22 protein-coding genes are annotated in these 23871 nt (G+C 71.0%); 7 read left to right on the forward strand and 15 right to left on the reverse strand.

Translation table 11 applies throughout. The annotated features are described in order from the left end of the window. Positions 1-131: 131 nt before the first annotated feature. A complete protein-coding gene (locus ACIRD7_RS07480) occupies positions 132-2375 on the forward strand; it encodes a glycoside hydrolase family 9 protein (protein WP_403450991.1) in 2244 nt (747 codons plus the stop codon). A 75-nt stretch (positions 2376-2450) separates the two neighbouring features. On the opposite strand, the gene ACIRD7_RS07485 is transcribed toward ACIRD7_RS07480, so the two are convergent. From ACIRD7_RS07485 to sigJ, 3 genes are all read right to left on the reverse strand, one after another. After that, entirely contained in the window at positions 2451-3239 is a 789-nt protein-coding gene (locus tag ACIRD7_RS07485; RefSeq protein ID WP_403450993.1) for an acyl carrier protein, read from the reverse strand. A gap of 156 nt (positions 3240-3395) precedes the next feature. Further along, positions 3396-4865, reverse strand: a complete 1470-nt coding sequence (locus tag ACIRD7_RS07490) for a cytochrome bc complex cytochrome b subunit (protein ID WP_403450995.1) — start codon at positions 4863-4865, stop codon at positions 3396-3398. Then, positions 4862-5794, reverse strand: coding sequence for an RNA polymerase sigma factor SigJ (gene sigJ, locus ACIRD7_RS07495; RefSeq protein WP_403450996.1), 933 nt, complete (start codon positions 5792-5794; stop codon positions 4862-4864). The genes ACIRD7_RS07490 and sigJ overlap by 4 nt, the downstream gene beginning before the upstream one ends. A gap of 201 nt (positions 5795-5995) precedes the next feature. On the opposite strand from sigJ, the gene ACIRD7_RS07500 reads away from it, so the two are divergent. The 3 genes from ACIRD7_RS07500 (at position 5996) to ACIRD7_RS07510 (ending at position 8713) form a co-directional block, all read left to right on the forward strand. Continuing rightward, a complete protein-coding gene (locus ACIRD7_RS07500) occupies positions 5996-6241 on the forward strand; it encodes a hypothetical protein (RefSeq protein ID WP_403450998.1) in 246 nt (81 codons plus the stop codon). 3 nt (positions 6242-6244) lie between these two features. Beyond that, entirely contained in the window at positions 6245-6622 is a 378-nt protein-coding gene (locus ACIRD7_RS07505; protein WP_403450999.1) for a toxin Doc, read from the forward strand. Between the two features lie 477 nt (positions 6623-7099). Then, positions 7100-8713: an RICIN domain-containing protein gene (locus ACIRD7_RS07510; RefSeq protein ID WP_403451001.1), complete on the forward strand. Its 1614-nt coding sequence runs from the start codon at positions 7100-7102 to the stop codon at positions 8711-8713. A gap of 14 nt (positions 8714-8727) precedes the next feature. On the opposite strand, the gene ACIRD7_RS07515 is transcribed toward ACIRD7_RS07510, so the two are convergent. The 5 genes from ACIRD7_RS07515 to ACIRD7_RS07535 all read right to left on the reverse strand — a co-directional run bounded on the left by ACIRD7_RS07515 (position 8728) and on the right by ACIRD7_RS07535 (position 13966). After that, a complete protein-coding gene (locus ACIRD7_RS07515; protein ID WP_403451003.1) occupies positions 8728-9705 on the reverse strand; it encodes a 2-hydroxyacid dehydrogenase in 978 nt (325 codons plus the stop codon). After that, positions 9702-10871 (reverse strand): lactate 2-monooxygenase, encoded by a 1170-nt coding sequence (locus tag ACIRD7_RS07520; protein WP_403451005.1) that lies wholly within the window; start codon positions 10869-10871, stop codon positions 9702-9704. Before ACIRD7_RS07520 ends, ACIRD7_RS07515 begins: the two co-directional genes overlap by 4 nt. A gap of 73 nt (positions 10872-10944) precedes the next feature. Next, on the reverse strand, positions 10945-11643 hold the full coding sequence (locus ACIRD7_RS07525) for an alpha/beta fold hydrolase (protein ID WP_403451007.1): 699 nt from the start codon (positions 11641-11643) through the stop codon (positions 10945-10947). Next, on the reverse strand, positions 11640-13214 hold the full coding sequence (locus tag ACIRD7_RS07530; protein WP_403451009.1) for a purine-cytosine permease family protein: 1575 nt from the start codon (positions 13212-13214) through the stop codon (positions 11640-11642). Before ACIRD7_RS07530 ends, ACIRD7_RS07525 begins: the two co-directional genes overlap by 4 nt. Positions 13215-13414: 200 nt before the next feature. After that, complete coding sequence (locus ACIRD7_RS07535) at positions 13415-13966, reverse strand: hypothetical protein (protein ID WP_403451010.1); 552 nt, start codon at positions 13964-13966, stop codon at positions 13415-13417. Between the two features lie 324 nt (positions 13967-14290). Between ACIRD7_RS07535 and ACIRD7_RS07540 the strand changes: the two genes are divergently transcribed. Further along, a complete protein-coding gene (locus tag ACIRD7_RS07540; RefSeq protein ID WP_403451011.1) occupies positions 14291-14725 on the forward strand; it encodes a protease inhibitor in 435 nt (144 codons plus the stop codon). A gap of 147 nt (positions 14726-14872) precedes the next feature. Here the strand turns inward: ACIRD7_RS07540 and ACIRD7_RS07545 are convergent, their stop codons facing one another. Further along, on the reverse strand, positions 14873-15295 hold the full coding sequence (locus ACIRD7_RS07545; RefSeq protein WP_403451013.1) for an STAS domain-containing protein: 423 nt from the start codon (positions 15293-15295) through the stop codon (positions 14873-14875). A 165-nt stretch (positions 15296-15460) separates the two neighbouring features. Further along, positions 15461-15643, reverse strand: a complete 183-nt coding sequence (locus tag ACIRD7_RS07550) for a hypothetical protein (RefSeq protein WP_403451015.1) — start codon at positions 15641-15643, stop codon at positions 15461-15463. A 135-nt stretch (positions 15644-15778) separates the two neighbouring features. Between ACIRD7_RS07550 and ACIRD7_RS07555 the strand changes: the two genes are divergently transcribed. Continuing rightward, positions 15779-16126: an ArsR/SmtB family transcription factor gene (locus ACIRD7_RS07555; RefSeq protein ID WP_403451017.1), complete on the forward strand. Its 348-nt coding sequence runs from the start codon at positions 15779-15781 to the stop codon at positions 16124-16126. 5 nt (positions 16127-16131) lie between these two features. Continuing rightward, complete coding sequence (locus ACIRD7_RS07560; protein ID WP_403451019.1) at positions 16132-16659, forward strand: SRPBCC family protein; 528 nt, start codon at positions 16132-16134, stop codon at positions 16657-16659. 1 nt (position 16660) lies between these two features. Here the strand turns inward: ACIRD7_RS07560 and ACIRD7_RS07565 are convergent, their stop codons facing one another. The 5 genes from ACIRD7_RS07565 to ACIRD7_RS07585 form a co-directional block, all read right to left on the reverse strand. After that, positions 16661-19513 (reverse strand): NHLP bacteriocin export ABC transporter permease/ATPase subunit, encoded by a 2853-nt coding sequence (locus ACIRD7_RS07565; protein WP_403451021.1) that lies wholly within the window; start codon positions 19511-19513, stop codon positions 16661-16663. 1 nt (position 19514) lies between these two features. Further along, positions 19515-21737, reverse strand: coding sequence for an NHLP family bacteriocin export ABC transporter peptidase/permease/ATPase subunit (locus ACIRD7_RS07570; protein WP_403451023.1), 2223 nt, complete (start codon positions 21735-21737; stop codon positions 19515-19517). Next, a complete protein-coding gene (locus ACIRD7_RS07575) occupies positions 21734-22540 on the reverse strand; it encodes an HlyD family efflux transporter periplasmic adaptor subunit (protein ID WP_403451025.1) in 807 nt (268 codons plus the stop codon). The genes ACIRD7_RS07570 and ACIRD7_RS07575 overlap by 4 nt, the downstream gene beginning before the upstream one ends. Before the next feature lie 145 nt (positions 22541-22685). After that, positions 22686-22901 (reverse strand): hypothetical protein, encoded by a 216-nt coding sequence (locus ACIRD7_RS07580; RefSeq protein WP_030052098.1) that lies wholly within the window; start codon positions 22899-22901, stop codon positions 22686-22688. Between the two features lie 474 nt (positions 22902-23375). Then, the gene (locus ACIRD7_RS07585; RefSeq protein WP_403451027.1) at positions 23376-23789 is read right to left on the reverse strand and encodes a PaaI family thioesterase; all 414 of its coding nucleotides are present in this window, start codon (positions 23787-23789) and stop codon (positions 23376-23378) included. Positions 23790-23871: the final 82 nt, after the last annotated feature.

The following is a 23871-nucleotide window of genomic DNA, read 5'->3' on the forward strand; positions in this document are numbered from 1 at the left end:
GCCGTCGAGCCGGGTTCAGTCCTGTCCGGACCGTTGACGGAGTGTCATGTCGCCGACAAGCATGGGCTCTGTCCGCATCTGGGAGCGCTCCCACGCGAGCGTCGCCCGCACCTCCCCCGAGGAGCCCAGACGTGAAACGACGCAGAACCACCCTGTTGTGCCTGACGGCCCTGCTGGCCGCCGGACTCACCGCCCTCCCCGCGGCACCGGCCGGCGCCGAAGAGGTCGAGCAGCTCAAGAACGGCACCTTCGACACCGCCATCGAGCCATGGTGGACCTCCGCCAACGTCACCGCGGGCCTGTCCGACGGACAGCTCTGCGCCGACGTCCCCGGCGGCACCGCCAACCCGTGGGACGCCGCCGTCGGCCAGAACGACGTCACGCTCGTGAAGGGGGAGTCCTACCGCTTCTCCTTCACCGCGAAGGGCTCGCCCGAGGGGCACGCCGTGCGGGCGCTCGTCGGCCTGTCGGTGGCGCCGTACGACGCCTACTTCGAGGTGACGCCGCAGCTGAGCGTCTCCGGGAACTCCTACGCGTACACCTTCACCTCGCCCGTCGACACCACACAGGGCCAGGTCGCCTTCCAGCTCGGGGGCGGCGCGGACCCGTGGCGTTTCTGCATGGACGACGCCTCGCTGCTCGGCGGTGTGCCGCCCGAGGTGTACGAGCCCGACACCGGGCCGCGGGTGCGGGTGAACCAGGTCGCCTATCTGCCCGCCGGGCCGAAGAACGCCACGCTGGTCACCGACGCCACCGAGAAGCTGCCCTGGCGGCTGAAGAACGGGTCCGGGGCCGTCGTCGCCCACGGCTGGACCCTGCCACGCGGCACCGACGCCTCCTCCGCCCAGAACGTCCATTCCATCGACTTCGGCGCCTACCGCAAGCCCGGCAAGGACTTCACGCTCGTCGCCGACGGGGAGGAGAGCCGCCCCTTCGACATCGGCACCGCCGCCTACGAGCGGCTGCGCCTGGACGCCGTGAAGTACTACTACACGCAGCGCAGCGGCATCCCGATCCGCGACGACCTGCGCCCGGGATACGCGCGCCCCGCCGGACACGTCGACGTCGCGCCCAACCAGGGCGACGGGGCCGTGCCCTGCCAGCCGGGCGTGTGCGGCTACACCCTCGACGTCACGGGCGGCTGGTACGACGCGGGCGACCACGGCAAGTACGTCGTCAACGGCGGCATCTCCGTGTGGGAGCTGCTGAGCACCTACGAACGCGAACTGCTCGCCCGCACCGGAGAGCCGCAGAAGCTGCGCGACGGCACGCTCGCCATCCCGGAGAGCGGCAACAAGGTGCCGGACATCCTGGACGAGGTCCGCTGGGAGCTGGAGTTCCTGCTGAAGATGCAGGTGCCCGCCGGGCAGCCGCTGGCCGGCATGGCGCACCACAAGATCCACGACGAGCAGTGGACGGGCCTGCCGCTCCTGCCGAGCGACGACCCCCAAAAGCGCGAGCTGCATCCGCCGTCCACCGCGGCGACGCTGAACCTCGCGGCGACGGCCGCGCAGGCCGCGCGCCTGTACCGGCCCTACGACAAGCGGTTCGCGGCGAAGGCGCTGGGCGCCGCCCGCACCGCGTGGTCGGCGGCGCTCGCGCACCCGGACCGGTACGCCTCCGAGAGCGACGGCATCGGCGGCGGAGCGTACGCCGACAACAACGTCGGCGACGAGTTCTACTGGGCCGCGGCCGAGCTGTATCTGACCACGGGGGAGCGGGAGTTCGCGGAGCACGTCCTCGGCTCACCGGTCCACACGGCCGACATCTTCGGCCCCCTCGGCTACGACTGGGCGAGGACCGCGGCCGCGGCCCGGCTGGACCTGGCGACCGTGCCCAGCCGGCTGCCCGGCCGGGACCAGGTGCGCCGGTCCGTCGTCGAGGGCGCCGACCGCTACCTGGCCACGCTGAAGGCACAGCCGTACGGCATGCCGTACGCCCCCGACGGCAACCTCTACGACTGGGGGTCCAACCACCAGATCCTGCACAACGCCGTCGTCGTCGCCTCCGCGTACGACATCACGGGCGCCTCGAAGTACCGGGACGGCGCGGTGCAGAGCATGGACTACCTGTTCGGACGCAACGCGCTGAACATCTCGTACGTGACCGGCTACGGCGAGGTCAACGCCCGTAACCAGCACGCCCGCTGGTACGCCCATCAGCTCGACCCGAAGCAGCCGAACCCACCGGTCGGCACGCTCGCCGGCGGCCCGAACTCCGGCATCCAGGACCCCTACGCACAGAGCAGACTCCAGGGCTGCGTCGGTCAGTTCTGCTACATCGACGACATCCAGTCCTGGTCGACCAACGAGCACACGATCAACTGGAACTCGGCCCTGACCCGGATGGCCTCCTTCGTGGCCGGCCAGGGGTGACGGCCGGTCCCTGACGGGCGGGAAGCCCGCTGCCGGCAGGTGCGGCGGCGGGCTTCCCGCGCGCCGGCCGTGCGGTCAGCCGGTGACGTTCTCGACCGGGAGGTTCTTGCTCGCGCCCCCCACGTAGTAGTCCGTGGGTGCCGAGAAGACCACGAACTCGTTGTCGTAGCCGCGGATCTTGGCCCGGACGGTGAAGTTGCCCTGTGCGTCCGTGGTGGTCCGCGCGTTGTAGGCGCTCTCGTAGTACGTGCGCAGGAAAACCCGGGTGCCGGCCACCGGGCCGTGCCCGGCCGGCCAGGTGACCTTCCCCTTCACGACCAGGGTGTCGCCGACGTGCACCTTGACCTTGTTCACCTGGTAGGTGATCGAGGAGGGAACCGCCTCCACGTTGACGGTGGTGTCCGCGAAGGCCATGTGGAAGTCGGTCGGGTCGGTGTCGTACACCGCCCGGAACATCACCTGGTGGCGCGGGAAGAGATGGGGGCTGGGCGTGTCCGCGACCCGGTCCGCGGGGACGTCCTCCAGGGTGAAGTGCCCCTCGCCGTCCGTGCGGACGGTGGCCAGGTCGCGGGTCTCCCACTCGGTCGGGTCGATGGGGTCGCCCCACGGGTTCCAGGTGTCGAACAGGACCGATTCCTGGAGCTGGACCGGCGCGTCGGCGACAGCGCTGCCGTCGGCGCGGGTCAGGGTGCCGGTCAGGTCGACCGTGCGGTCGCTGTAGTCGGTCGTGGCGGTGCTGCTGGTCAGGGTCACCACGTAGTCGTCGCCGTCCGCCGCGTGGGCGGACGGCGCGACGAGCGCGGTGGCGGCGAGGGCGAGAGCGGCGACGGCGGTCGGTCGGGCGGCCGTTGAGCGCTTGTGCACGTGAACTCCATTGGTGGTGTGAGCTGTTGGCTTCCCCCGGAACACCAGTGGTGTCGGTATGGGGTCTGACCGCGCGGCCTCACCAGGGGTTGTAGGGCCGTCGTGCCGATACGGCCCCGGTACACGCCGTTCGCCCGTCCGTTGCCGTCGTTTCCCCTACCGTTCGCGCTCCACGAGCTCGCCGGGCCGCTCGTGGGCGGTGAGGGTGTGCAGCTCGGCCCGGCTCAGCGGCGCGTGCACCTCGACGTACTCGCCGTGCGGGAGCCGCTTGATCACGCCGGTCTCCCGGCCGTGCGACACCCTCTCCCGGTCGCGGAGCTGGAGTCCCAGGCAGATGCGGCGGGTCACGACGAACACGGCCACCGGAACGACCAGGGCGGCGATGCGGATCGCCCACGTCACCGCGTTGATCGACAGATGGAGCCGGGTCGCCACGATGTCGTTGCCGCCGCCTGCCAGGAGGATCAGGTACAGGCTGATCCAGGCCGCGCCGATCCCCGTGCGGACCGGGCGGTTGCGGGGCTGGTCCAGCAGATGGTGCTCCCGCCCGTCGCCCGTGATCCGGGCCTCCAGGAACGGATACACACCGATGAAGACCAGCAGGAGCGGGAAGACCACGACCGGGATCAGCACGCCGAGGACGAGCGTGTGGCCCCACAGGGTGATCTCCCAGCCCGGCATGACACGCACCAGGCCTTCGGCGAAGCCCAGGTACCAGTCGGGCTGGGCGCCCGTGGAGACCTGGTCGGCACGGTAGGGGCCGTAGGACCAGACCGGGTTGACCGTCGCCACGGCGGCCATCAGGGCGAGGGCACCGAAGACCAGGAAGAAGAAGCCGCCCGCCTTCGCCAGGTACACCGGCATGAACGGCGCGCCGACGACATTGCGTTCGGTGCGCCCGGGGCCGGCGAACTGCGTGTGCTTGTGGTACACGACCAGCAGGATGTGCGCGACGACCAGCGCCGCCATGATGCCGGGGATCACCAGGATGTGCAGCGAGTAGAAGCGGGCCACGATGTCGTCGCCCGGGTACTCGCCGCCGAACAGGAACATCGACAGATACGTCCCGACGATCGGGACGGACAGCAGCGCGCCGTTCACGAACCGCAGGCCCGTCCCCGACAGCAGGTCGTCCGGCAGCGAGTAGCCGAACAGGCCCTCGAACAGGCCGAGGAACAGCAGGGTCCAGCCGAACAGCCAGTTGATCTCCCGTGGTTTGCGGAACGACCCGGTGAAGAAGTGCCGCATCATGTGCGTGAGCATCGCGGCGACGAAGACCAGTGCCGCCCAGTGGTGCACCTGACGCATCAGCAGCCCGCCGCGCACGTCGAAGCTGATGTCGAGCGTGGAGGCGTACGCCTCGGACATGCGGACGCCGTTGAGCGGGAGGTAACTGCCGTGGTAGGTCACCTCGTTCATCGACGGGTGGAAGAACAGGGTCAGGTACACGCCGGTCAGGATCAGCACGACGAAGCTGTAGAGGCAGATCTCGCCGAGCAGGAAGGACCAGTGGTCCGGGAAGACCTTGCGCAGGTACTTCCGGCCGAGGGTGTGGATGCCGAGCCGGCCGTCGAACCAGTCCGCGATCCGCTCGCCCCGGCCGGGCAGCTCCCGGGAGGCGCTCATGCCCGCCCCCGCCGCACATGCGTGAGCTTCTCGGCGTTGGTCACCACGTAGACGCCGCAGACCCGCTCGCCGTCCGGGGTGAGGTCCAAGGCCAGGACGGCGTACGGCTCCTCGCCCTGGAACAGCACGGCCGCGTCGTCGCCGTTGACCCTCCGGTAGCGCAGATCCATCGGGCCGCCGCCCGCGCCGCCCCGGCGCGCGAACGAGCCGAGGAGCCGGACCGCCTTGTCCCGGCCGTGCACGGGCCGCAGCCCGGCCCGCTTCCGCTTGCCGCCGCCGTCCGTCCACACCGTCACGTCGGGCGCGAGGATCTCCATCAGCTCGGCGATGTCCCCGCCCACCGCGGCCCGCACGAACCGCTCGGTCGCCTCCCGCCGCACCCGCGGATGCGCCTCGTACAACGGCCGCCTGGCGTGCACGTGCTCGCGGGCCCGATGGGCGAGCTGCCGTACGGCCGCCGGGCTGCGCTCGATGATCTCCGCGATCTCCGTGTGCGCGTAGCCGAACACCTCGTGCAGCACGAACACCGCGCGCTCCAGCGGCGACAGCGACTCCAGGACCACCAGCATCGCCAGCGACACGGACTCGGTGCGTAGCGCCGGGTCCTCCGCGCCGTCCTCCTCGCCCTGCGCGACCAGCGGCTCCGGCAGCCACGGGCCGACGTAAGTCTCCCGCCGGCGGATGATCGCCGCCCGCCGCGTCAGTGCGTGGTTGACGGCGATCCGCACGAGATACGCCCGCGGATCGGCTATCCCGTCCAGCGGCGAGCCCGCGTTGCGAGCCGTCCACGACAGCCAGGTCTCCTGGAGTACGTCCTCGGTGTCGGCGACACTGCCGAGCATGTTGTAGACGACGCCGAACATCAGCTCACGGTGGTCGACGAAGACCGTGGTCGGTTCGTCGGTGACGGGTACGGGGGTGTCGGACATGCGTGGGGCCTCCCAATGCGCGCGCTCACCACTGCGAGGGGCGACGGGGGGCGGAATGTGACATCCCCACGGCCGAATGTGACCCACGTCTCTGTGGCGCGGGGCTGCGGGAGTGCTCCGCACGCCCCTCCGGTACCGACGTACATCACACTTGACCTGCGGCTATTTACGGGTAAGTACCCGCGCGGTACCGTGAGGGACATGCCTGCTCTGAATGTGGAGTTCAGCGACCGCGAGCTGGAGGACCTCCGGCAGATCGCCAAGGAGCGCGGTACGTCGATGAAGGCGCTCGTGCGGGAGGCCGCAGCGGCCGACATAGCCCGGCACCGGGCGCTGCAGGAGGGCGCCGAGGCGTTCCGCCGGTTCTTCTCGTCGCACGCCGACGAGTTCGCGGCCGCCTTCCCCGACGACGAACCGGCCGCCAAGGGCGAGGGGCGGGCAGCCTGAGCGATGGCACCCGTCATCCATATCGACGTGCCCTGGCTGCTCCAGCGGCACGAAGAGGTGCTGCCCGAGCAGCCCACGATCAACGACTTCTCCGCGTTGGTCGCCGCCGTCGCCCGTCATCGCGTGGATCCGCCCCGCCTGGGTGTCGACTCCGACCCGGCCTGGCGGGCCGCCGCGCTGCTGCACACCCTCGCCCTGCTCAAGCCGCTGCCCTCGGCCAACGCCCGCTTCGCCTGCGCCTCCGCGGTGGCCTACATGTTCGTCAGCGGTGTCGGCATCGACCCGCCCTACGGCGCTCTCGTCGACCTCGCCCGTGACCTGATGTCCGGCAAGGCCGACGTGTACGGCGCCGCGGACCGGCTGCGCTCCTGGCAGATCTGACCCCGCCCGCGCGGCGATCCCCGTTCCTTCCGCCCCGGGGCCGCCGACCGAGGGCGGGAGGAACGGGGTCGCAAGGCCCGTGCCGGGCCTTCCGAGAGGGCCGACTCCAGTGGACTACGCGGGCGCGTGCGCCGGGGAGCGTGCGTGCTGCTCCGGCGCGGGCGCCGGTTTCACACGGGGCGCATGGAATGCCGAAAGGTGGCGCCGCCGCGGTGAGTTGCGGCCGTATCTGACTTACTTTCAAAGGGGCGGATGTTGCCCAAGTGCCTTGTTGGTCATGAGTGGGCTGTGCAAGGGTGAAGTACCCGTGGGGGGTGGAAAAGGCCGGGGCTCATTCGTTCCGTGGGGAACCGGTGCGAGTGGCCGTCGGTGAATTCACGCTCCCCGCGCTCACGCCGAAGAGGTACACACCAAGTCACCGGTCCCTTTTCGGCGACCAGAACTTCTGTGCCTTGCGCGTGGGAAGGAATCCGTTCAGTGCCCACCCCCCACCCCCCTCGTCCTCCTTACCCCCCGCCCGGCGGGGTTCCCGAGGAATCCGACGAAGGCCTCGCCGCCAGACTTCGGGGCCGGCCGGACGGTGAGGCCGCACCCGCCGTCGCGCTGCTCATGGCGCGCCACTGGCAGCCGGTCCGCGAATACGCGGTGATCTGCCTCGCCTCGCCGGCCGGTGCCGTCGACTTGGTCACCGCGGCCGCCTTCCATCAGGTCCTGGACCGGCTGGCGCTCGGCGAACCCGCCGTCGCACTGCGTCCCCGGCTGCTCGTCTCCGTCCGGGACACCGTCCGGCAGTGGTCGGGGGACGAGCGAATATCGGGTGTTCTGCCGGAGCTCGGGAAACCCGCGGGCGGCCGCGGTATGCGTACCGCGAAGTCCATGACGCCCGAAAATCGGAAGCTTGCCGATCGGTCATTCCAGGCGCTTCCCGGACTTGCCCGATGTCTGCTCTGGCACACCGAGGTCGAAGCCGAACCACTAAGCGTCCCCGCGGGCCTGCTGGGCATGGATACCGTTACCGCCTCGGCGGCACTCGAACAAGCGCGTGATAAATTCCGCGAAGGTTGTGTACATGCCCATCGGGAACTCGCTCCTACGAAGGATTGCCGGTTCTACAACCGCCTCCTCGACGTCCCGATTCGCCGGGGCGGCGCCCTGCTCCCGGATGTCCAGCAGCATCTGACGGAGTGCCGCTACTGCCGCAACGCCGCCGAACAACTGAGCCATTTCGAGGGCGGGCTGGGTGCGCTCATCGCCGAGGCGGTGCTCGGCTGGGGGGCGCGCCGGTATCTGGAGACCCGTCCGGGCCGCACCCAGGACGGCGGCTCCCGCGCGCGGGGTGCGGCCCGGCACGGAGCCGGACGCCGTCGGCTGCTGTCGCGGATCCCCGCGCAGGTCCGCAGGTCGCCCGGCGGGCCGCGGTCCTCCCGGACCCTGCTCACCGGGGTGGGGGTGGCCTCGGCCGGACTGATCGCGATCATGCTCGCCGCAGGCCTGCTGTCGGACGACGACGGCGTGGACCCGGCCGCCTCGGCGACCGGCGGTGGCGGGACCGGGCTGCCCCCGGCGGTGTCCTCCGCACCGCCGGGCACGGCCCAACTCCCCAACGCGCCACGGCGGACCAGGCTGCGCAACGCCGGCTCCGACCTGTGCCTCGACATCAAGGGCGAGCCCAAGCGCGGGGCCGGGACCGAGCTGGCGGAGTGCTCGGACGACGACACCCAGCAGTGGTCGTACGAGAAGGACGGCCTGCTGCGCAGCGTCGCGGACCGCGAACTGTGCCTGGACTCGCACGTGGACGCCGGCGTCGTCATCCTCGGCGCGTGCGCCGACGACGGCTCCGAGCGGGCCGACGACGTGCGCTACGACCTCACCGTGCGGGGCGAGTTGCTGCCCCGCTGGGACGACAGGCTCGCCCTCGCGGCCACCACTGCGGACGAGGCCGCCGAGATCGTGGTCAAGGTCCGCGACGGCTCCGACGCCCAGCGCTGGCTCACCGATCCGCCGTCGTCGGCGAGCCCCGGTTCGCTCTCAAGCGCCGAGGTGGAGCCGCCGGGGACGCGGGCGGTGCGATGGGGGGAGGAGAACGCGTAGCCCCCCGCGCCTTCCTAGTTGACGACGTCCTGAGGTGACCCGCCCGACAGGAAGCCCCGTACGTTCTGCACGGCGGCCAGCGCGATGCGCACCAGGGTCTCCCGGGTGACGCCGCCGACGTGCGGGGAGAGCACCACGTTCGGGGCGCGGAGCAGGCGCAGGGCCGGGGTCGGCGGCTCGGGGTCGAAGACGTCGATGCCCGCCCCGGCCAGGGCGCCCTTCTCCAGCGCGTCCGCGAGGGCGTCCTGGTCGATCAGCGCGCCCCGGGCGGTGTTGACGACGAACGCCGACGGCTTGAGCAGCGCCAGCCGCTCGGCGTCGAGCAGATGCCGGGTCTCGTCGGTGAGCGGCGCGTGCAGGGAGACGTAGTCGGCGGTGCCGAGGAGCTCCTCCAGCGGGACGTGACGGGCACCGCCGAGCTCGGCCTCCGTCTCCGGCGCCAGCCGGCGGCGGCCGGCGTAGACGACGTTCATGTCGAACGCGACCGCCCTGCGGGCGACTTCCCGCCCGATCTGGCCCAGGCCCACGATGCCGAGCGTCTTGCCGCACAGCTCGGTCAGCGAGTTCTGGAGCCGGGGGAGTGCCCAGTCGGCGTCGACGAGCGCGGTGTGGGCGGGGACGAGCTGCTTGGCCAGGGCGAGCATCAGGGCGAAGGTCTGCTCGGCCACGTTCTGCGCCTCGGCGCCGCTGGAGCCGATGTTGCACACCTGTACCGAGCGCGCGCGGGCCGCTGCCACGTCGACGTAGTCGTAGCCGTGGCTCGCGCACTGCACGAACCGCAACTCCGGTGCGGCGGCTAGGTGTTCGGCGGTCACGGGGGCGAGCGCGGTGATGACGGCGTGCGCGGAGCGCAGCGCGGCCGGGTCCTCGTCGGCCGTCTCGACGACGGTGACCCGGGCGTCCTCGGGGAACAGGGTGGCGAGGCCGGCTCCGATCCCCCGGCCGCCGACATGGGGCGAGACGACGGCGAGGACGTTCTTCGGGGCGGTCATGCGGATTCCTCGATGAGGTCGGCGGGGCCGAGCGTGGCGGGGCTCGCGTGTCCGGACAGGGCGAGGGTCAGGTCGAGTTCGGCGAGCAGACAGCGGATGACGTGCTCGACGCCCGCCTGCCCGTCCAGGCCGAGCCCGTAGGCGTAGGGGCGTCCGACGAGCACCGCCCGTGCGCCGAGGGCGAGGGCCTTGAAGACGTCGTCGCCGGTGCGGACGCCGCTGTCGAACAGCACCGTCAGCCGGTCGCCGACCGCCGCCGCGACCCGGGGCAGCGCGTCGGCCGCCCCGACGGAGCCGGCCACCTGACGGCCGCCGTGGTTGGAGACGATCACCCCGTCCATGCCGGCGTCGGCGGCCGCGCGGGCGTCGTCCGGGTGCAGGATGCCCTTCAGGACGATCGGACCGTCCCAGTTCTCCCGCAGGAACGCCAGGTCCGGCCAGGTCTTCGCGGGGTCGGAGAACATGCCGACGAAGTGCATGACGGCCGCGTTCGGGTCCTCGTGCACCGGCTTGGCCAGGCCGGCCTGGAAGGCGGGGTCGGAGAAGTAGTTGGCGGTGCCGACGCCGTGCAGGAACGGCAGGTACGCCTGGTCCAGATCGCGCGGCCGCCAGGCCAGCATCGGTGTGTCCAGCGTGACGACGAGCGCGCTGAACCCGGCCGCCTTCGCGCGGGTCAGGAAACTCCGGGCCACTTCCGGGTCCTTCGGCCAGTACAGCTGGAACCAGCGCTCGGCGTCGCCCATCGCCTCCGCGACCTGTTCCATGGGCGTGCTGGACGCCGAGGACAGGGTGAACGGCACGCCCTGCGCCGCGGCGGCCCGGGCGGCCGCGCACTCGGCGTCCGGATGCATGATCGACAGCACCCCGATCGGTGCCAGCGCCAGCGGGGCGGGCAGGGAGCGGCCCAGCACCTCGACCGACAGGTCCCGCTCGTGCACGTCGCGCAGCATGCGGGGCACGATCCGGCGCCGGCCGAGTGCGGTGCGGTTGGCGCGGGCGGTACTGCCGTCGCCCGCGCTGCCCGCCACATAGCCGACGGGCCCGGGGCCGAGGCGCCGCTCGGTCAGCTCCTCCAGCCGGGTCAGATCGGTGGGGAGCCGGGGGACGGCCCCCGACATCCCGTTCAGATAGATCTCGTACTGGAAGTCCGCCCAGTGCTTGCCCATGCGTACACCCCGCCTCTCGTCACTGAGAACGCGCCGTACGCAGACCATACCGACCAGTAGGCCCGCGGGTGGATCAGGGGGCGGTCACGCTCTCGCGCAGGACGCGTGCCAGTTCGTGCGGCCGGGAGAACATGGGCCAGTGACCGGTGTCCATGGTCACCAGGGTCCAGCGGTCGCTCTTGAGGAGTTCGGCCGCGGCGCCCCACGGCTCCTCGCCGTCGAGGAGGCACTTGATGTAGGTGCCCGGGACCTCGCTCAACGGGCGGGACATGACGGCAGGCTGGGTCAGCGTGGCGCCCGGGTGCGGGGTAGCGCCGTCGAGGATCCGGGCGATCTGCTCGTCCGTCAGGTCCTGGCCCGCGAAGTCGTCCGCCGGGACCGGCGGCCAGAAGCCCTCGTGCGCCTCGATCGCCGCCCGCACCTCGTCGCTCGGCCAGCCCGACAGGAACGAGTCCCCGTCGACGGCGGCGTTGGCGTCCACCAGCACCACCCGCCGCAGCCGGTCCCCGATCAGGACGGCCGCCTGCCCGACCGGCACACCCGCGTAGCTGTGCCCGACCAGGACGACGTCCCGCAGATCGAGGCGTTCGACCTCGGCGACGATGTCCTCGACGTGGGTCCGCTGGCCGGGCGCCGGCACGCCCCGCTTCTTGGCGAGGCCCGACAGTGTCAGCGGATGGACGCCGTGCCCGGCCGATCGCAGGTCGGCCGCCACCTCGTCCCACGCCCACGCCCCGAGCCACGCGCCTGCCACCAGTACGAAGTTGGTCATGCCCGCAACGTAGCCGAGGGCACTGACAACGCCTCCCGCTCGGTGATCGGCGGCACCGGCACCTCGACGGTCCGGGCCAGTCGCGGCCCCTCGGGCCCGTACACGGCCCGCGGCTCCGGGAACGCCCCCAGCAGCCCCAGGAACAGGACGGCCGCGACGAGCAGCGACAACGGCAGGCTGATGTCCACGCCGTTCGCCAGATCGCCCAGCGGGCCGACGAACTGGCCCGGGATGTTGGTGAACAGCACCCCGACGACCGCCGCCACCCACCAGGCGGTCATGCCCCGCCAGTTCCAGCCGTGCGCGAACCAGTAACGGCCGCCGCGCTGACGGCGGTTGAAGACCTGCAGAGCGTCGGGGTCGTACCAGCCGCGCCGGGTCCAGTAGCCCAGCATCATCACGACCATCCACGGCGTGGTACAGGTGATGATCATGGTGGCGAAGGTCGAGATCGACTGCACCAGGTCGAGTGCGAACCGCCCGACGAAGATGAACGCGATCGACAACCCGCCCACCAGCAACGTGGCTTGTACGCGCGACAGGCGCGGGAACACCGAGGAGAAGTCGAGGCCGGTCCCGTACAGCGCGGTCGTCCCCGTCGCCATGCCGCCGATCAGCGCCAGCAGACACACCGGCAGGAAGTACCAGCCCGGCGAGATCGCCAGCAGCCCGCCCACGAAGTCGGGCGCCGCCGGATCGACGTACTCGGGAACCTTCGTCGCGATGATGCTCGCGGTCGCCAGGCCGAAGACGAACGGCAGCAGCGTCGCGATCTGCGACAGGAACGCCGCGCCGATCACCCTGCGGCGCGGGGTGGACGCCGGGATGTAGCGCGACCAGTCACCGAGGAACGCCCCGAACGAGACCGGGTTGGACAGCACGATCAGGGCCGCGCCGATGAACGACGGCCAGTACAGCGCCTGGGTCTGCGCGTCCGCGGCGTCGGTGAAGACGCCCGCGTACGACGGGTCGAAGTCGCCGGCGAAGGCGATCGCGCCGATCAGGAAGAGCACGCTCGCCGAGGGCACGGCGATCTTGTTGACGAACAGCATGAAGCGGAAGCCGTACACGCACACCGCGAGGACCAGGCCCGCGAACAGGGCGTACGCGACGACGTACGACAGGTCCCCGCGGGGCAGGCCGAAGAGCCGGTGCGCTCCGCCGACCAGGGCGTCGCCGGAGCTCCACACCGAGATCGAGAAGAACGCGACGGCCGTCAGCAAGGACAGGAACGAGCCGATCACGCGGCCGTGCACACCGAGGTGCGCGGAGGACGACACGGCGTTGTTGGTGCCGTTGACCGGTCCGAACACGGCCATGGGGCACAGGATCAGCGCACCCGCGACGACTCCGAGCAGCGTGGCCGCGAGGCCCTGCCAGAAGGAGAGCCCGAAGAGGATCGGGAAGGCGCCGAGGACGCAGGTGGAGAAGGTGTTGGCGCCGCCGAAGGCGAGGCGGAACAGATCGAGCGGGGTCGCGGTGCGCTCGGCGTCGGGGATCCGGTCGACGCCGTGGGGCTCGACCTCCGTCAGGGAGGGAGCGGGGGAGGGGAGTTCGGGCTGAGGGGACACGGGGGCTCCAGCGTGGGCGGGGCGGTGGAGCGCGTTGTGGCGCGGCGGGGGCGACGGCGACGGCCGGGGCCTGCCGCTGGGGTGTGCGGGCAGCGCGGATGCCGTCCTCTCGGGGATCAGCAGACGCTACGGCGGTGTGCGAGATCCGCACCAGAGGACGGTTCATCCATCTTCGGTGCCCTGAGTGGACGAAACCTCCATCACTCGTTGTCCTCGGTGTCCTCCTCCGCGTCAGCGTCCGGGCCCTGGGACCGCACCCGTTGGACGTGCTCCAGGGACTCGCGCAGCTCGGCCAGCCAGTCGTCCGTGTGCCGCTGGACCAGCCGTACGCACCAGGCGAGCGCCTCGCTGCGACTGCGGGCGACGCCGCCCGCGATGAGCGTGTCGAGGACCGCGCGCTCGGGCTGCCGCAGCCGGGTCATCACCGGCGCGGCGACATGGGTGAACAGGGCGCGCTCGCCGCCGCACTCCACGCCCCAGGACACCTTCCGGCCGTACCGGCGCTCCGCCTCGCGGGCCACCTCGATCCGGGACTCCCGGGTGCGCTCCCGGAACTCCTGGATCCGGCCCTCCACGGCCGCCTCGCGCTCGGCCGCCGAGACGCCCTCGGCCAGCTGGGGTTCGGGGATGCGGCCGATCACCGTGATCTCCTCGCGGTCGACGCCGACCTCGGTCAGCTCCTCGAAGAGGTCGTCCGGCAGGCGGCCGGCGAACCAGCCGCGCAGCTTCTCTCGTTGTTCGCTGGTAATCATGTAATCAAAATTACTCCAACGGAGGATGAACACAAGGGGTTGCGGAGGTGTCAGCCGAGGGCTCAACCGGAATGTTTCAGGCCTATTAATCAGCGTGCCGAATCCGGCCACTCGACCCCTTGGGACGATCAAGAGCCGCCAAGTTTCGGCGTTGGAACGTTCGAACTCCGTCACTTCACGCCACTGATTCAATACGCAAGGTTACTGAAACCAGTGGTGTCGATGTGAGTTTCGGAGCCGGACTCGGCAGACTCCCCGTCGTCGTTCCGGCACCGATCGCGCCGGAGCCGACACACCCTCGACTCAAGCGGAAGGATGCACACAATGCGGAACACCGCGCGCTGGGCAGCGACCCTCGCTCTCACGGCCACCGCCGTCTGCGGACCCCTCACCGGATCCGCGCTCGCCGCCCCCGACGCCGCTCCCGCCTCTCTCTACGCCCCCTCGGCCCTGGTGCTCACCGTGGCCCACGGCGACAGCGCCACCATGTCCTCCCCGGCACGCGCGGTCACCCTGAGCTGCGCCCCGACGCCCTCGGGCACTCATCCCGCCCCCGGTGCGGCCTGCGCCGAACTGCGCGGGGTGAACGGCGACTTCGAAGCCCTGAAAGGCAGAGACGGCGTGCTGTGCACCAAGCAGTACGACCCCGTGGTCGTCACCGTCGACGGGGTCTGGCAGGGCCAGCGCGTCTCCTTTGAGCGCGCCTTCGCCAACGAGTGCGTGAAGGGCTCCTACGGGACCAGCCTCTTCGCGTTCTAAGGGACCGGGATCGCACGGGTCCCGTGCAGTTCGGCAGCGGCCGCGGATGGGGAGTGCGAGTCCTGTCGAGGAGGCCCTGCGATCTCGCATCGGGGGTCGGCCGGGCGGAGTGGGGCCGCCCGGTCGGCACCTCGTTTCACCGTGGTGTCACCCGTCCTCCCCGGGGATCCGGGACAGGAGGGGAAAGCGCCCCAGCAGTCCCGCGCCGAGCAACAGCCGCCGGATCCGCGGCCCGTCCGACACGACCCGCAGCCGGCCGCCGTGGTCCCTGGCCCGCCGCTCGGCCCGGCACAGGACGCGCAGCCCCGAGCAGTCGAAGAAGACCACCCGCCGCAGATCGACCAGCACGTCCGGCTCCGGTCCGGCGGTCGCGGCGTTCAGGTGCTCGGCGAGGAGCGGCTCCGTCGCCAGATCGATCTCGCCCGTCACCTCGACGACAACGAACCCGCCGCCCACGCGCGTGCGGGCATGGTCGTTCGCCGGGGGTGGCCCGGACCGGGAGAATCCCGCGGCCAGACCTTCGGTCGGATAAGTCGGATAAGCGGCGCGGTCGTCGGCGTCCTGCGTCATGTCCGCTCCAGCTCGGCAGGGTCGCTTTTGATCCGGGTTGTTACCCGTGGCCGGGGCTGAGCATCCCTGCGACGCCGCGCGCAAGATCTAGTTCACTCGACCTGGTGAATTTCGCCGGTCAGGGCTTGACGCTCGGCTTGTGCGGTCCTTCCGGGTGGGCGGCCCTCACTCGCCCTTGGACTCTTCCTGGCTCTGCGTGTTGGGCGTGATGGCCTCGCCGGCCTCGCCCCGGTGGCGGCGCTGCTCGGCGGACTCCTTGGTACGGCGTTCGGCATCGACGATCTCGTCCATGACCTCTTCGAGCGCCGTGTCGGGGCGCTCCTCGTCCTGCTTCCTGTCGTCGGACACGGCGATCTCCTTTCGGTATCGGGCGGCGGCCTGTCGCCTTCGCGTGTACCTGGTGGGGCCGAGGGCAAACGGACGCCACCTCTGACCATGCCTTATTCCTTGACTGGAATATTCCTGTCGAGGCATATTGGACTCATGTCCGACGACGCCCCGCTCTGGAGCGCCCTCGCCGATCCCCACCGGCGGGCCATCGTCGCGCTGCTCCTTCAGCGGCCGAGGTCCGTCGGCGAGATCGTGGCGGAGAGCGGGCTGAGCCAGCCCAGCACCTCGAAGCATCTGAAGGTGCTGCGGGAGGCCGGCCTGGTGCGGGTGAGGCAGGACGCGCAGCGTCGTGTCTACGCCCTCGACCCCGCCCCGATCGCCGCCCTCGACGCCTGGCTGGCCCCCTACCGGGAGCTCTGGAACCGCAGCCTGGACGCGCTGGGCCGCCGCCTCGACGAGACGTCGGACACCGGTACCGAGGACCCCTCCCCAAAGGACTGATCCACATGTCCGTCGAACTGACCGGCACCTACGCGACACTGGACGACGGCCGCCCGGCCGTCCGCTTCAGCCGGATCTACGACCACCCCGTCGACCGCGTCTGGCACTTCGTCACCGACCCCGACGAACTCGCCGGGTGGTTCCCGGCCCGCGCCGAGATGGACCTGCGGCCGGGCGGAGCGGTGACCTTCACCGGCGACCCGAACATGGCGGACTTCCCGGGCGTGATCATCGCCGTCGACGCACCGCGCCACCTGTCCTTCGACTGGGGCGGCGACGAGGTGCACTTCGACCTGGAGCCCCTCGACGACCGGCGCACCCGCTTCACCCTCACCAACGTCCTGGCCGCCGAGGACACCGCCGCCCGCAACGGCGCCGGCTGGGAGGTCTGCCTGGCCGCCCTCGACGCCAAGGCCCGCGGCGAGCGGTTCGAGGGACCGCACGCCGGGGCCGAGGCCCCCTGGAAGGGGTTCTACGAGGGATACGTCGCGGCCGGCGTGCCGTCCGGCACCGCCATCCCGGGACAGGACTGACTCAGGCCATCTGGCGCCGCACCAGCTCGTGCAGCCGCCCGCCGGTGTCGGCGAGCAGGTGCGCGGGCGGGCCCTGCTGGGCGACCTTGCCGTCCTCCATCACGATGACGCGGTCGGCGTCCAGCACCGTGGACAGGCGGTGCGCGATGACGATGCGGGTGGCGTTGAGAGCCTTGGTGCTCTCGATGACCACGCGCTGCGTCTCGTTGTCGAGGGCGCTGGTCGCCTCGTCGAAGAAGAGGATGCGCGGCCGGCGGATCAGGGCCTGAGCGATCATCAGGCGCTGCCGCTGCCCGCCGGAGATCGCGCCGCTGCCCGAGACGATGGTGTGCAGCCCCATCGGCATCCGCTTGATGTCCTCGGCGAGGCCCGCCATCTCCGCCGCCGCCATGACCTCCTCCGGCGTGTACGGCTCGGTCCCGCAGATCACGTCCATGATCGACCCGGTGAACGGCTGGGCGTGCTGGAGCACGACCCCGCACTGCCGCCGCACCGCCGACTGGTCCAGCGCCGACAGGTCCTGGCCGTCGTAGAGCACACTGCCCGAGACCGGCTTGTCGAAGCCGATCAGCAGCCTCAGCAGCGTCGACTTGCCGCAGCCACTGGGTCCGACGATCGCCACGAACTCGCCCGGCCGCACGTCGAAGGACACGTCGTCGAGGACCAGGGGGCCGTCGTCGGAGTACCGGAAGGACAGCCGGCGCGACTCGATCGCACCGGTCAGCGGGCCCGGCCGGGTGCTCGCCGTCCGCACCTCCGGCGTGGCCTCCAGCACCGGCTTGATCTCCTCGAACAGCGGCAGCGCGGCCACCGCCGAGACGAACGCGCCGGTCAGCTGGGTTACCGAGGTCAGCAGCATCGTCACCGAGGTGTTGAAGGTGAGGAACGCCGCCGCCGACATCGACCCGCGCGCCGGCCCCGCCAGCAGCATGAACATCAGCAGCGTGCACAGCGGCAGATACACCGCGCCCATCACCGTGGTGAGGTTCTTGATCCGCCCCACCTTCTGCTGGAGCTCACGGCTGCGCGCGAACTGCGAGGCCCACGCCGCGTACGCGTAGACCTCGGCCGCCGCGACCCGCAGCTTCGGCAGTCCGCGCAGCGTCTGGAACGCCTGGTTGTTCAGCTTGTTGCCCAGCACCACGAGCCGCCGCTGCCACCGCACCTGCCACAGGCCGAGCCCCAGGAACGCCGCGGCGATGACCACGAGCATGCCGATCGCCGCCAGCGCCATCGGCACGCTGTACCAGAACAGCAGGGCCAGGTTCATCGCGCCCACCGTCACCGACGAGGCGACGACGGGCCCGACTCCGGCCATCAGCCGGCGGATCGCGCTGATTCCCATGGCCTGGCTGGCCAGCTCGCCGGTGGAGCGTTCGGTGAAGAACTTCGTGGGCAGCCGCAGCAGCCGGTCCCACAGGGCCGGTTGGAGCGTGGCCTCGATACGGCCCTCCAGCCGGAGGATCGTCAGGTTCTGCAGCAGCATGAACGCGGCGGCCACGACACTGCTGATCATCACGGCCAGACAGAACTGCACGATCAGCCCGGTCTGCGCCTTCGGCACGAACTCCCCGAGCACCTTGCCGGTCGCGATCGGCACCAGCGCACCGATCGCCACGGTGACCAGGCCGCTGACGAAGAGGTTCGTCAGGTCGCCGCCCGTGCCCCGCATGCTGAACCGCAGCAGCCTCGCCGGGCTCAACGCGCGGTCGGGCAGCGGACGGTAGAACATCACCGCGCGCGGCTCGAACTCCTCCGCGTTGGCCTTCTCGATCGGCGTCTCACGGCCGGTCGCCGGATGGACGGCGACATAGCCGCCGCGCCGCCACAGCAGCGCCACCGGCGCCCCGGACAGCGCCCGGTGCCCGACCAGCGGACCGATGTTGTCCCGCCACCAACGGCCGTCCAGGCGTACGGACCTGGTGCGCACCCGCGAGGCGATGGCCACCCGCTCCACCGGGTCGAGCCGGTCGCTCTCGGTGCCGCTCTGCGCCGGCTCGGACAGCGTGATCCCGGCCGCCTCGGCGACCAGCTTGCACGCCGCGTAGCCGGCGTCCGCGTCGGCGGCCGTCGTGCGCTTGTCACCGCGCTTGCCGATGGACGCCAGCAGCGTCCGGTCGGCCTGCGCGCGCACCGCCTCACCGGCCTTGATGCCCTCGGCGGTGCGCGTCTCGTGGGTGCGCTCCAGCTGCTCGATCCAGCGGTCCAGCGTGGTCAGCAGGCGGTACTGCTGGTCGACCATGGACTGCCAGACCGCGGGGTCCATCAGCAGGTCGGCGGCCGCGTCAGCGCCGTACAGCGAGCCGTACTGCACGCTGCCCGGCGGCACCTGCATCCAGAAGACGTCGTCGTCGTCCCCCATGCTCGAATACGCTCGCACGGGGGCGCCCCCATCCTCCGCCGCCCGTTCGGTGGCCATGGGCGCCTGGAAGAGGACGGTGAGGCTGCGGCCGACGCCCAGGGCGAGGGCGTACTCCAGCGGGCTCGTCTGCGGCGGGACGTACTGCGGGTTGCCGTACTCGTCGTAGGACCAGGTCTGGGTGTTCGCCGGCTGGTACAGCTCGCGCAGCCCGATGCGGTGCACCACGCAGTCCCTGAGCGGGCGGGCGACCAGCGTGTGCTGCGGTCCGGCTACGGGGCCGAGCAGCAGCGAGCCCGCCTCCAGCCGGCCGAGGTGGTGCCAGTGGCCCTGCTGCCCCGCGTCGACCGCGAACAGGTCGACGGCGCCTGAGGCGACCAGCCACAGCACCTGCGGGCCTTCGAGGTCCAGCCGGTTGAAGCCCGCGCAGTCGATCCGCGTGCCCATCTGCCCGAGCGCGTCGAGAACGAGGTCGCCCTCGTGGACGGCAGTCATCTCATCGCTCCTTGACCAGTGCCGCGTACGCGCCGCCGCGCGCCACCAGCTCCTCGTGCCGCCCGCGTTCGACGATCGTGCCGTGCTGGAGTACGACGATCTCGTCGCTGTCGCGCACGGTGCTGAGCCGGTGCGCGATCACCACACAGGCACAGCCGCGCTTGCGCAGGTTGTCCATCACGACCAGCTCGGTCTCCGCGTCCAGCGCGCTCGTCACCTCGTCGAGGACCAGGATGCTGGGGCGGCGCACCAACGCCCGCGCGATCTCCAGACGCTGGCGCTGCCCGCCGGAGAAGTTACGGCCGTCCTGCTCGACCTTGCTGTGGATGCCGCCGGGGCGCCGCATGACCGTGTCGTACAGCGCCGCGTCACGCAGCGCGTCCACGACCGCGTCGTCCGGGATGGACGGGTCCCACAGCGCCACGTTGTCGCGGACGGTGCCCTCGAAGAGGAACACCTCCTGGTCGACGAAGGAGACGGAGGCGGCGAGCGCCCCGCGCGGGATGTCCTCGATGCGCTGGTCGTCGATGCGGATGACGCCCTCCCAGGGCGCGTACAGGCCCGAGATCAGCCGGGAGACGGTCGACTTGCCGCTGCCGGACCCGCCGACCAGGGCCACCTGCTGGCCGGGTCCCACCGTCAGGTCGAAGCCCGTGAGCAGGGGTTTGTCGAGCGGGCTGTAGCCGAAGGTGATGTTCTGCAGCTCGACGTGGCCGTGCAGGCGGCGCGTCGACTCCCCGGAGCCGGGGCGGCCGTAGAGCGGGTCCGCCTCGAAGTTCTCCACGTCCTTCAGGCGGGCCACGTCGGCGGCGAAGTCCTGGATGCGGCCCGCGACGCCGTTGAGGCGGGTGATGGGCGCGGTGAAGCGGGTGACCAGCGCCTGGAAGGCGACCAGCAGGCCGACGGAGATGCCGCCCTCGACCGCGCGCATGCCTCCGATCCAGAGGATCAGCGCGCTGTTCAGCGAGGCGAGCGTCGGGGCGACCACGCCCAGCCAGGCGCTCGGCACACCGAGGCGCTGCTGCTCCTCCAGCGTGGTGGCGTGCTGCCCGGCCCACTTGCGGAAGTAGCCGTCCTCACCGCCGGTCGCCTTCATCGTCTCGATCAGCTGAAGGCCGGTGTAGGAGGTGTTGGTCAGCCGGGCGCTGTCCGCGCGCAGTTTGGCCGTACGGGTCGCGCGCAGCCGGATGACGACGCGCATGGCGACGACGTTGAGCAGGGCGACGCCGATGCCGACGAACGTGAGCTGGGGGTCGTAGGTGTAGAGGAGGATCGCGTAGAGGACGACGACCACCGCGTCCACGCCGGCCGCCGCGAGGTCGCGGGCGAGGGTCTCGGCGACGGCGTCGTTCGACTGCAGGCGCTGCACCAGGTCGGCCGGGCTGCGCTGGGAGAAGAACGTCACCGGCAGCCGCAGCAGATGGCGCAGGAAACGGGCGCTGGACAGGGTGGAGGAGATGATGCGGCCGCGCAGCAGGTTCGCCTGTTGCAGCCAGGTCAGCACGAGGGTGAGCCCGACGCAGGTCCCCATGGCCGTGAACAGCACACCCAGCAGGGAGGTCTGGCCCCCGATGAGGAACATGTCGATGTAGGTACGGCTCAGCGCGGGGACCGACGCGCCGACCAGCACCAGGAGGAGGCTCGCCAGCACGGCGGCCGGCATGGTGCCTGCGGTGCCGCGCAGCCGGGCCGGCATCGCGCCGAGCACGCCGGGCTTGCGTCCGCCCTTGCTGAAGTCCTCGCCGGGCTCCATCACCAGCACGACGCCGGTGAAGCTGCCGTCGAAGTCCTCCATGGGCACGAAGCGGCGGCCCTTGGCGGGGTCGTTGATGTAGACGCCTCGGCGGCCGAAGCGGCGGCCCATGCCGTCGTAGACGACGTAGTGGTTGAACTCCCAGAACAGGATGGCGGGCGTCTTCACCTCGGCGAGGGCGGCCGTGTCCATCTGCATGCCCTTGGCCGTCAGACCGTAGCTGCGGGCCGCCTTCAGCAGGTTGCTGGCGCGCGAGCCGTCCCGGGAGACACCGCACGCGATGCGCAGCTCCTCCAGCGGGACATGGCGGCCGTAGTGGCCGAGCACCATCGCGAGGGAGGCGGCGCCGCACTCCACCGCCTCCATCTGGAGCACGGTGGGCGTGCGGACGGTCTTCGCCTTCCCCTTGGGCACGGGGCGCTTCGGCGGCGCGGCGCGGCGCCGGCCGCGGTTCTCCGGTGCGGCGCTCACGGCAGCAGCCAGTCGACGGGACGCTGATCGGCCAGCCGGATCGAGGCTTCGGCCATGGTCATGGAGGTGAGGGAGAACGGCGGCCCGTCGGCGGACGACCACTTGTAGCCGCTCTCGGTGCTCGACCTCCTGTCCAGCCGCACCAGGACGGCCACCGGCCTGCCGTCCTTGGTGAACTGCTCGCCCAGCTGGCTGTCGCCGAGGAACGCGGCGATCTGCTGGGCCGACTGCACGGAGCGGTCCACGGACTTCACATGGCCGCGCAGCACGCCGTACTCCTGGGTGGGCACCGACTGCACGGTGAGGTCCACGGCGGCGTCGTCGGGTATGGAGGCCGCGTTCTCGGCGGGGACGTACACCGTGGCGTACAGCGGGTCCTCGGTGCGGGCGACCTTCTCGACGGAGGCGACGTTCGCGCCGGTCGCGATGATCTGCCCGATGGTGGCGGCGAGCGCGGTGACCCGGCCCGCGGCGACCGTGCGGACGACCGTCTCACCCTTGGCGGTACGGACCTTCAGCACGGGGGAGTCGGCGGGCAACCGCTGGCCCTGCTTGGCGAGGACCGCGGTGACCTGGCCGGCGACCGGACTCTGCAGGATGTAGCTGCCCTGGCCGTGGGAAAGGATGGCGGGCGCGGAGACCGTGGAGGTGACCGAGCCGGTCACCGCCCACACGGAGGCGGCGGCCATGACGACCACGGTCACGGAGAGGACCAGCCAGCCCTGGGGGCGGGCGAAGCGCACCGGAAGGTCGAGCTCCTCCGGTGACTGGAGCTTGGCGAGGGCCTGTTGGCGGAACTGCACGGAACTTTCCCTCACCTGAGGATGAGTGGAGACCGGCGCGCGTGGGCCGGTCGTGCTGCGGGGCGGTGCCTGCTTGTTTCGCGGCACCCGAAGAGCCCCGGAACCGGGAAGCGGCTCCGGGACTCAGCGGTTGCAAAAGGTGCGATCAGAGACCGGCGACCAGACCCGAGACCGGGGCGGTGTTCAGGCCGGTGACACCCTCCACGGTGCCGACGACCGTGTCGACCAGGCCGGAAACCGGGGCGATGCCGTTGACAGCGTCGAGGGCACCGTTCACGGCGTTGACCTGCAGGCCGCCGGAGACGTTGTCGAGCTCGGCGTCGGAGATCTCGACGGTCGCAACCTGGGGGGTGGAGTTCATGATGGAACTTCCCTTCCTAATGGGTATTTCACAAGGGGGAGCGGCCCCCTCTGGGGACAGATGACGGCCGCGACCGCGGGCGTCCGGAGCCCGTTTCCGGGAACCGTTAGTGGCCCCCGCGGTGCGATGGATCAAAGCACGCCGCCGGTGCGGGCTTCCAATCAAACATCCGCCTCACCAGGGCACTTTGGCCTCAGCGGCCGCGATCCGTGCAGACGCGCGCACGTCTCGTCGGCGACTTCTTCACATGCGTCACAGCATCGGCTCGGGCGGGCTGTTGCGTTGGCCGGGAGCGCGCGGACCGCGGTGGTGGCGAATCCGACACTCCCGCCCCAATGACGTAACCGGCGGTAGCGGCATGTGCAGAACTCAGTCCCCCGGTGACTTCGTTGAGTATTGAATGTGCGGATTCGTTGAAGCCTGAATTCCGTTACGGGTTCTCGACCGACCGTTACTGATCGGTAGCGGATCGTGTCAGCCCAGAAGCGCGTACACCGTGCTCGCGCGGGCCGCGATCTCGCCCGAACTCTCGTCCGTCATCGCGATGTCGGCGAACGCCATCCGGCGGCCCAGCTTGGTGACGACCGCTTCGATCAGGACATCCGAACCGATCACCGCGCGCTGGAACGACGTCGACTGCTGCACGGTCGTCATCGGTCCGTACGCCCCCCGCGCCGCCGACACGGCGATCACGGTGGCGGTGTCGGCGGCGGCCATCAGCGCCTGGCCCGACAGCGCGCCGCCCTCCCGCGCCAGCTCGTCCGACCAGGGCATGCGCAGGACGGCGCGGTGTTCCTCCACCGCTTCCACGGACAGGCCCAGGCGGAGTACCCACGGGGCGAAGTTGGCGGAGAGGATCTTGTCGGCTTCGGCGGTGGTCATCGTCATATGAGGGATTGTTCCCGGCGCGGACCCCCCGGACGCGCTCCTTGGCCGGATAGACGTCCCGAGTCGCCCTCGCGGAAACGGA

The sequence above is a fragment of the Streptomyces sp. NPDC093568 genome (assembly GCF_044764945.1).
GTDB lineage: Bacteria > Actinomycetota > Actinomycetes > Streptomycetales > Streptomycetaceae > Streptomyces.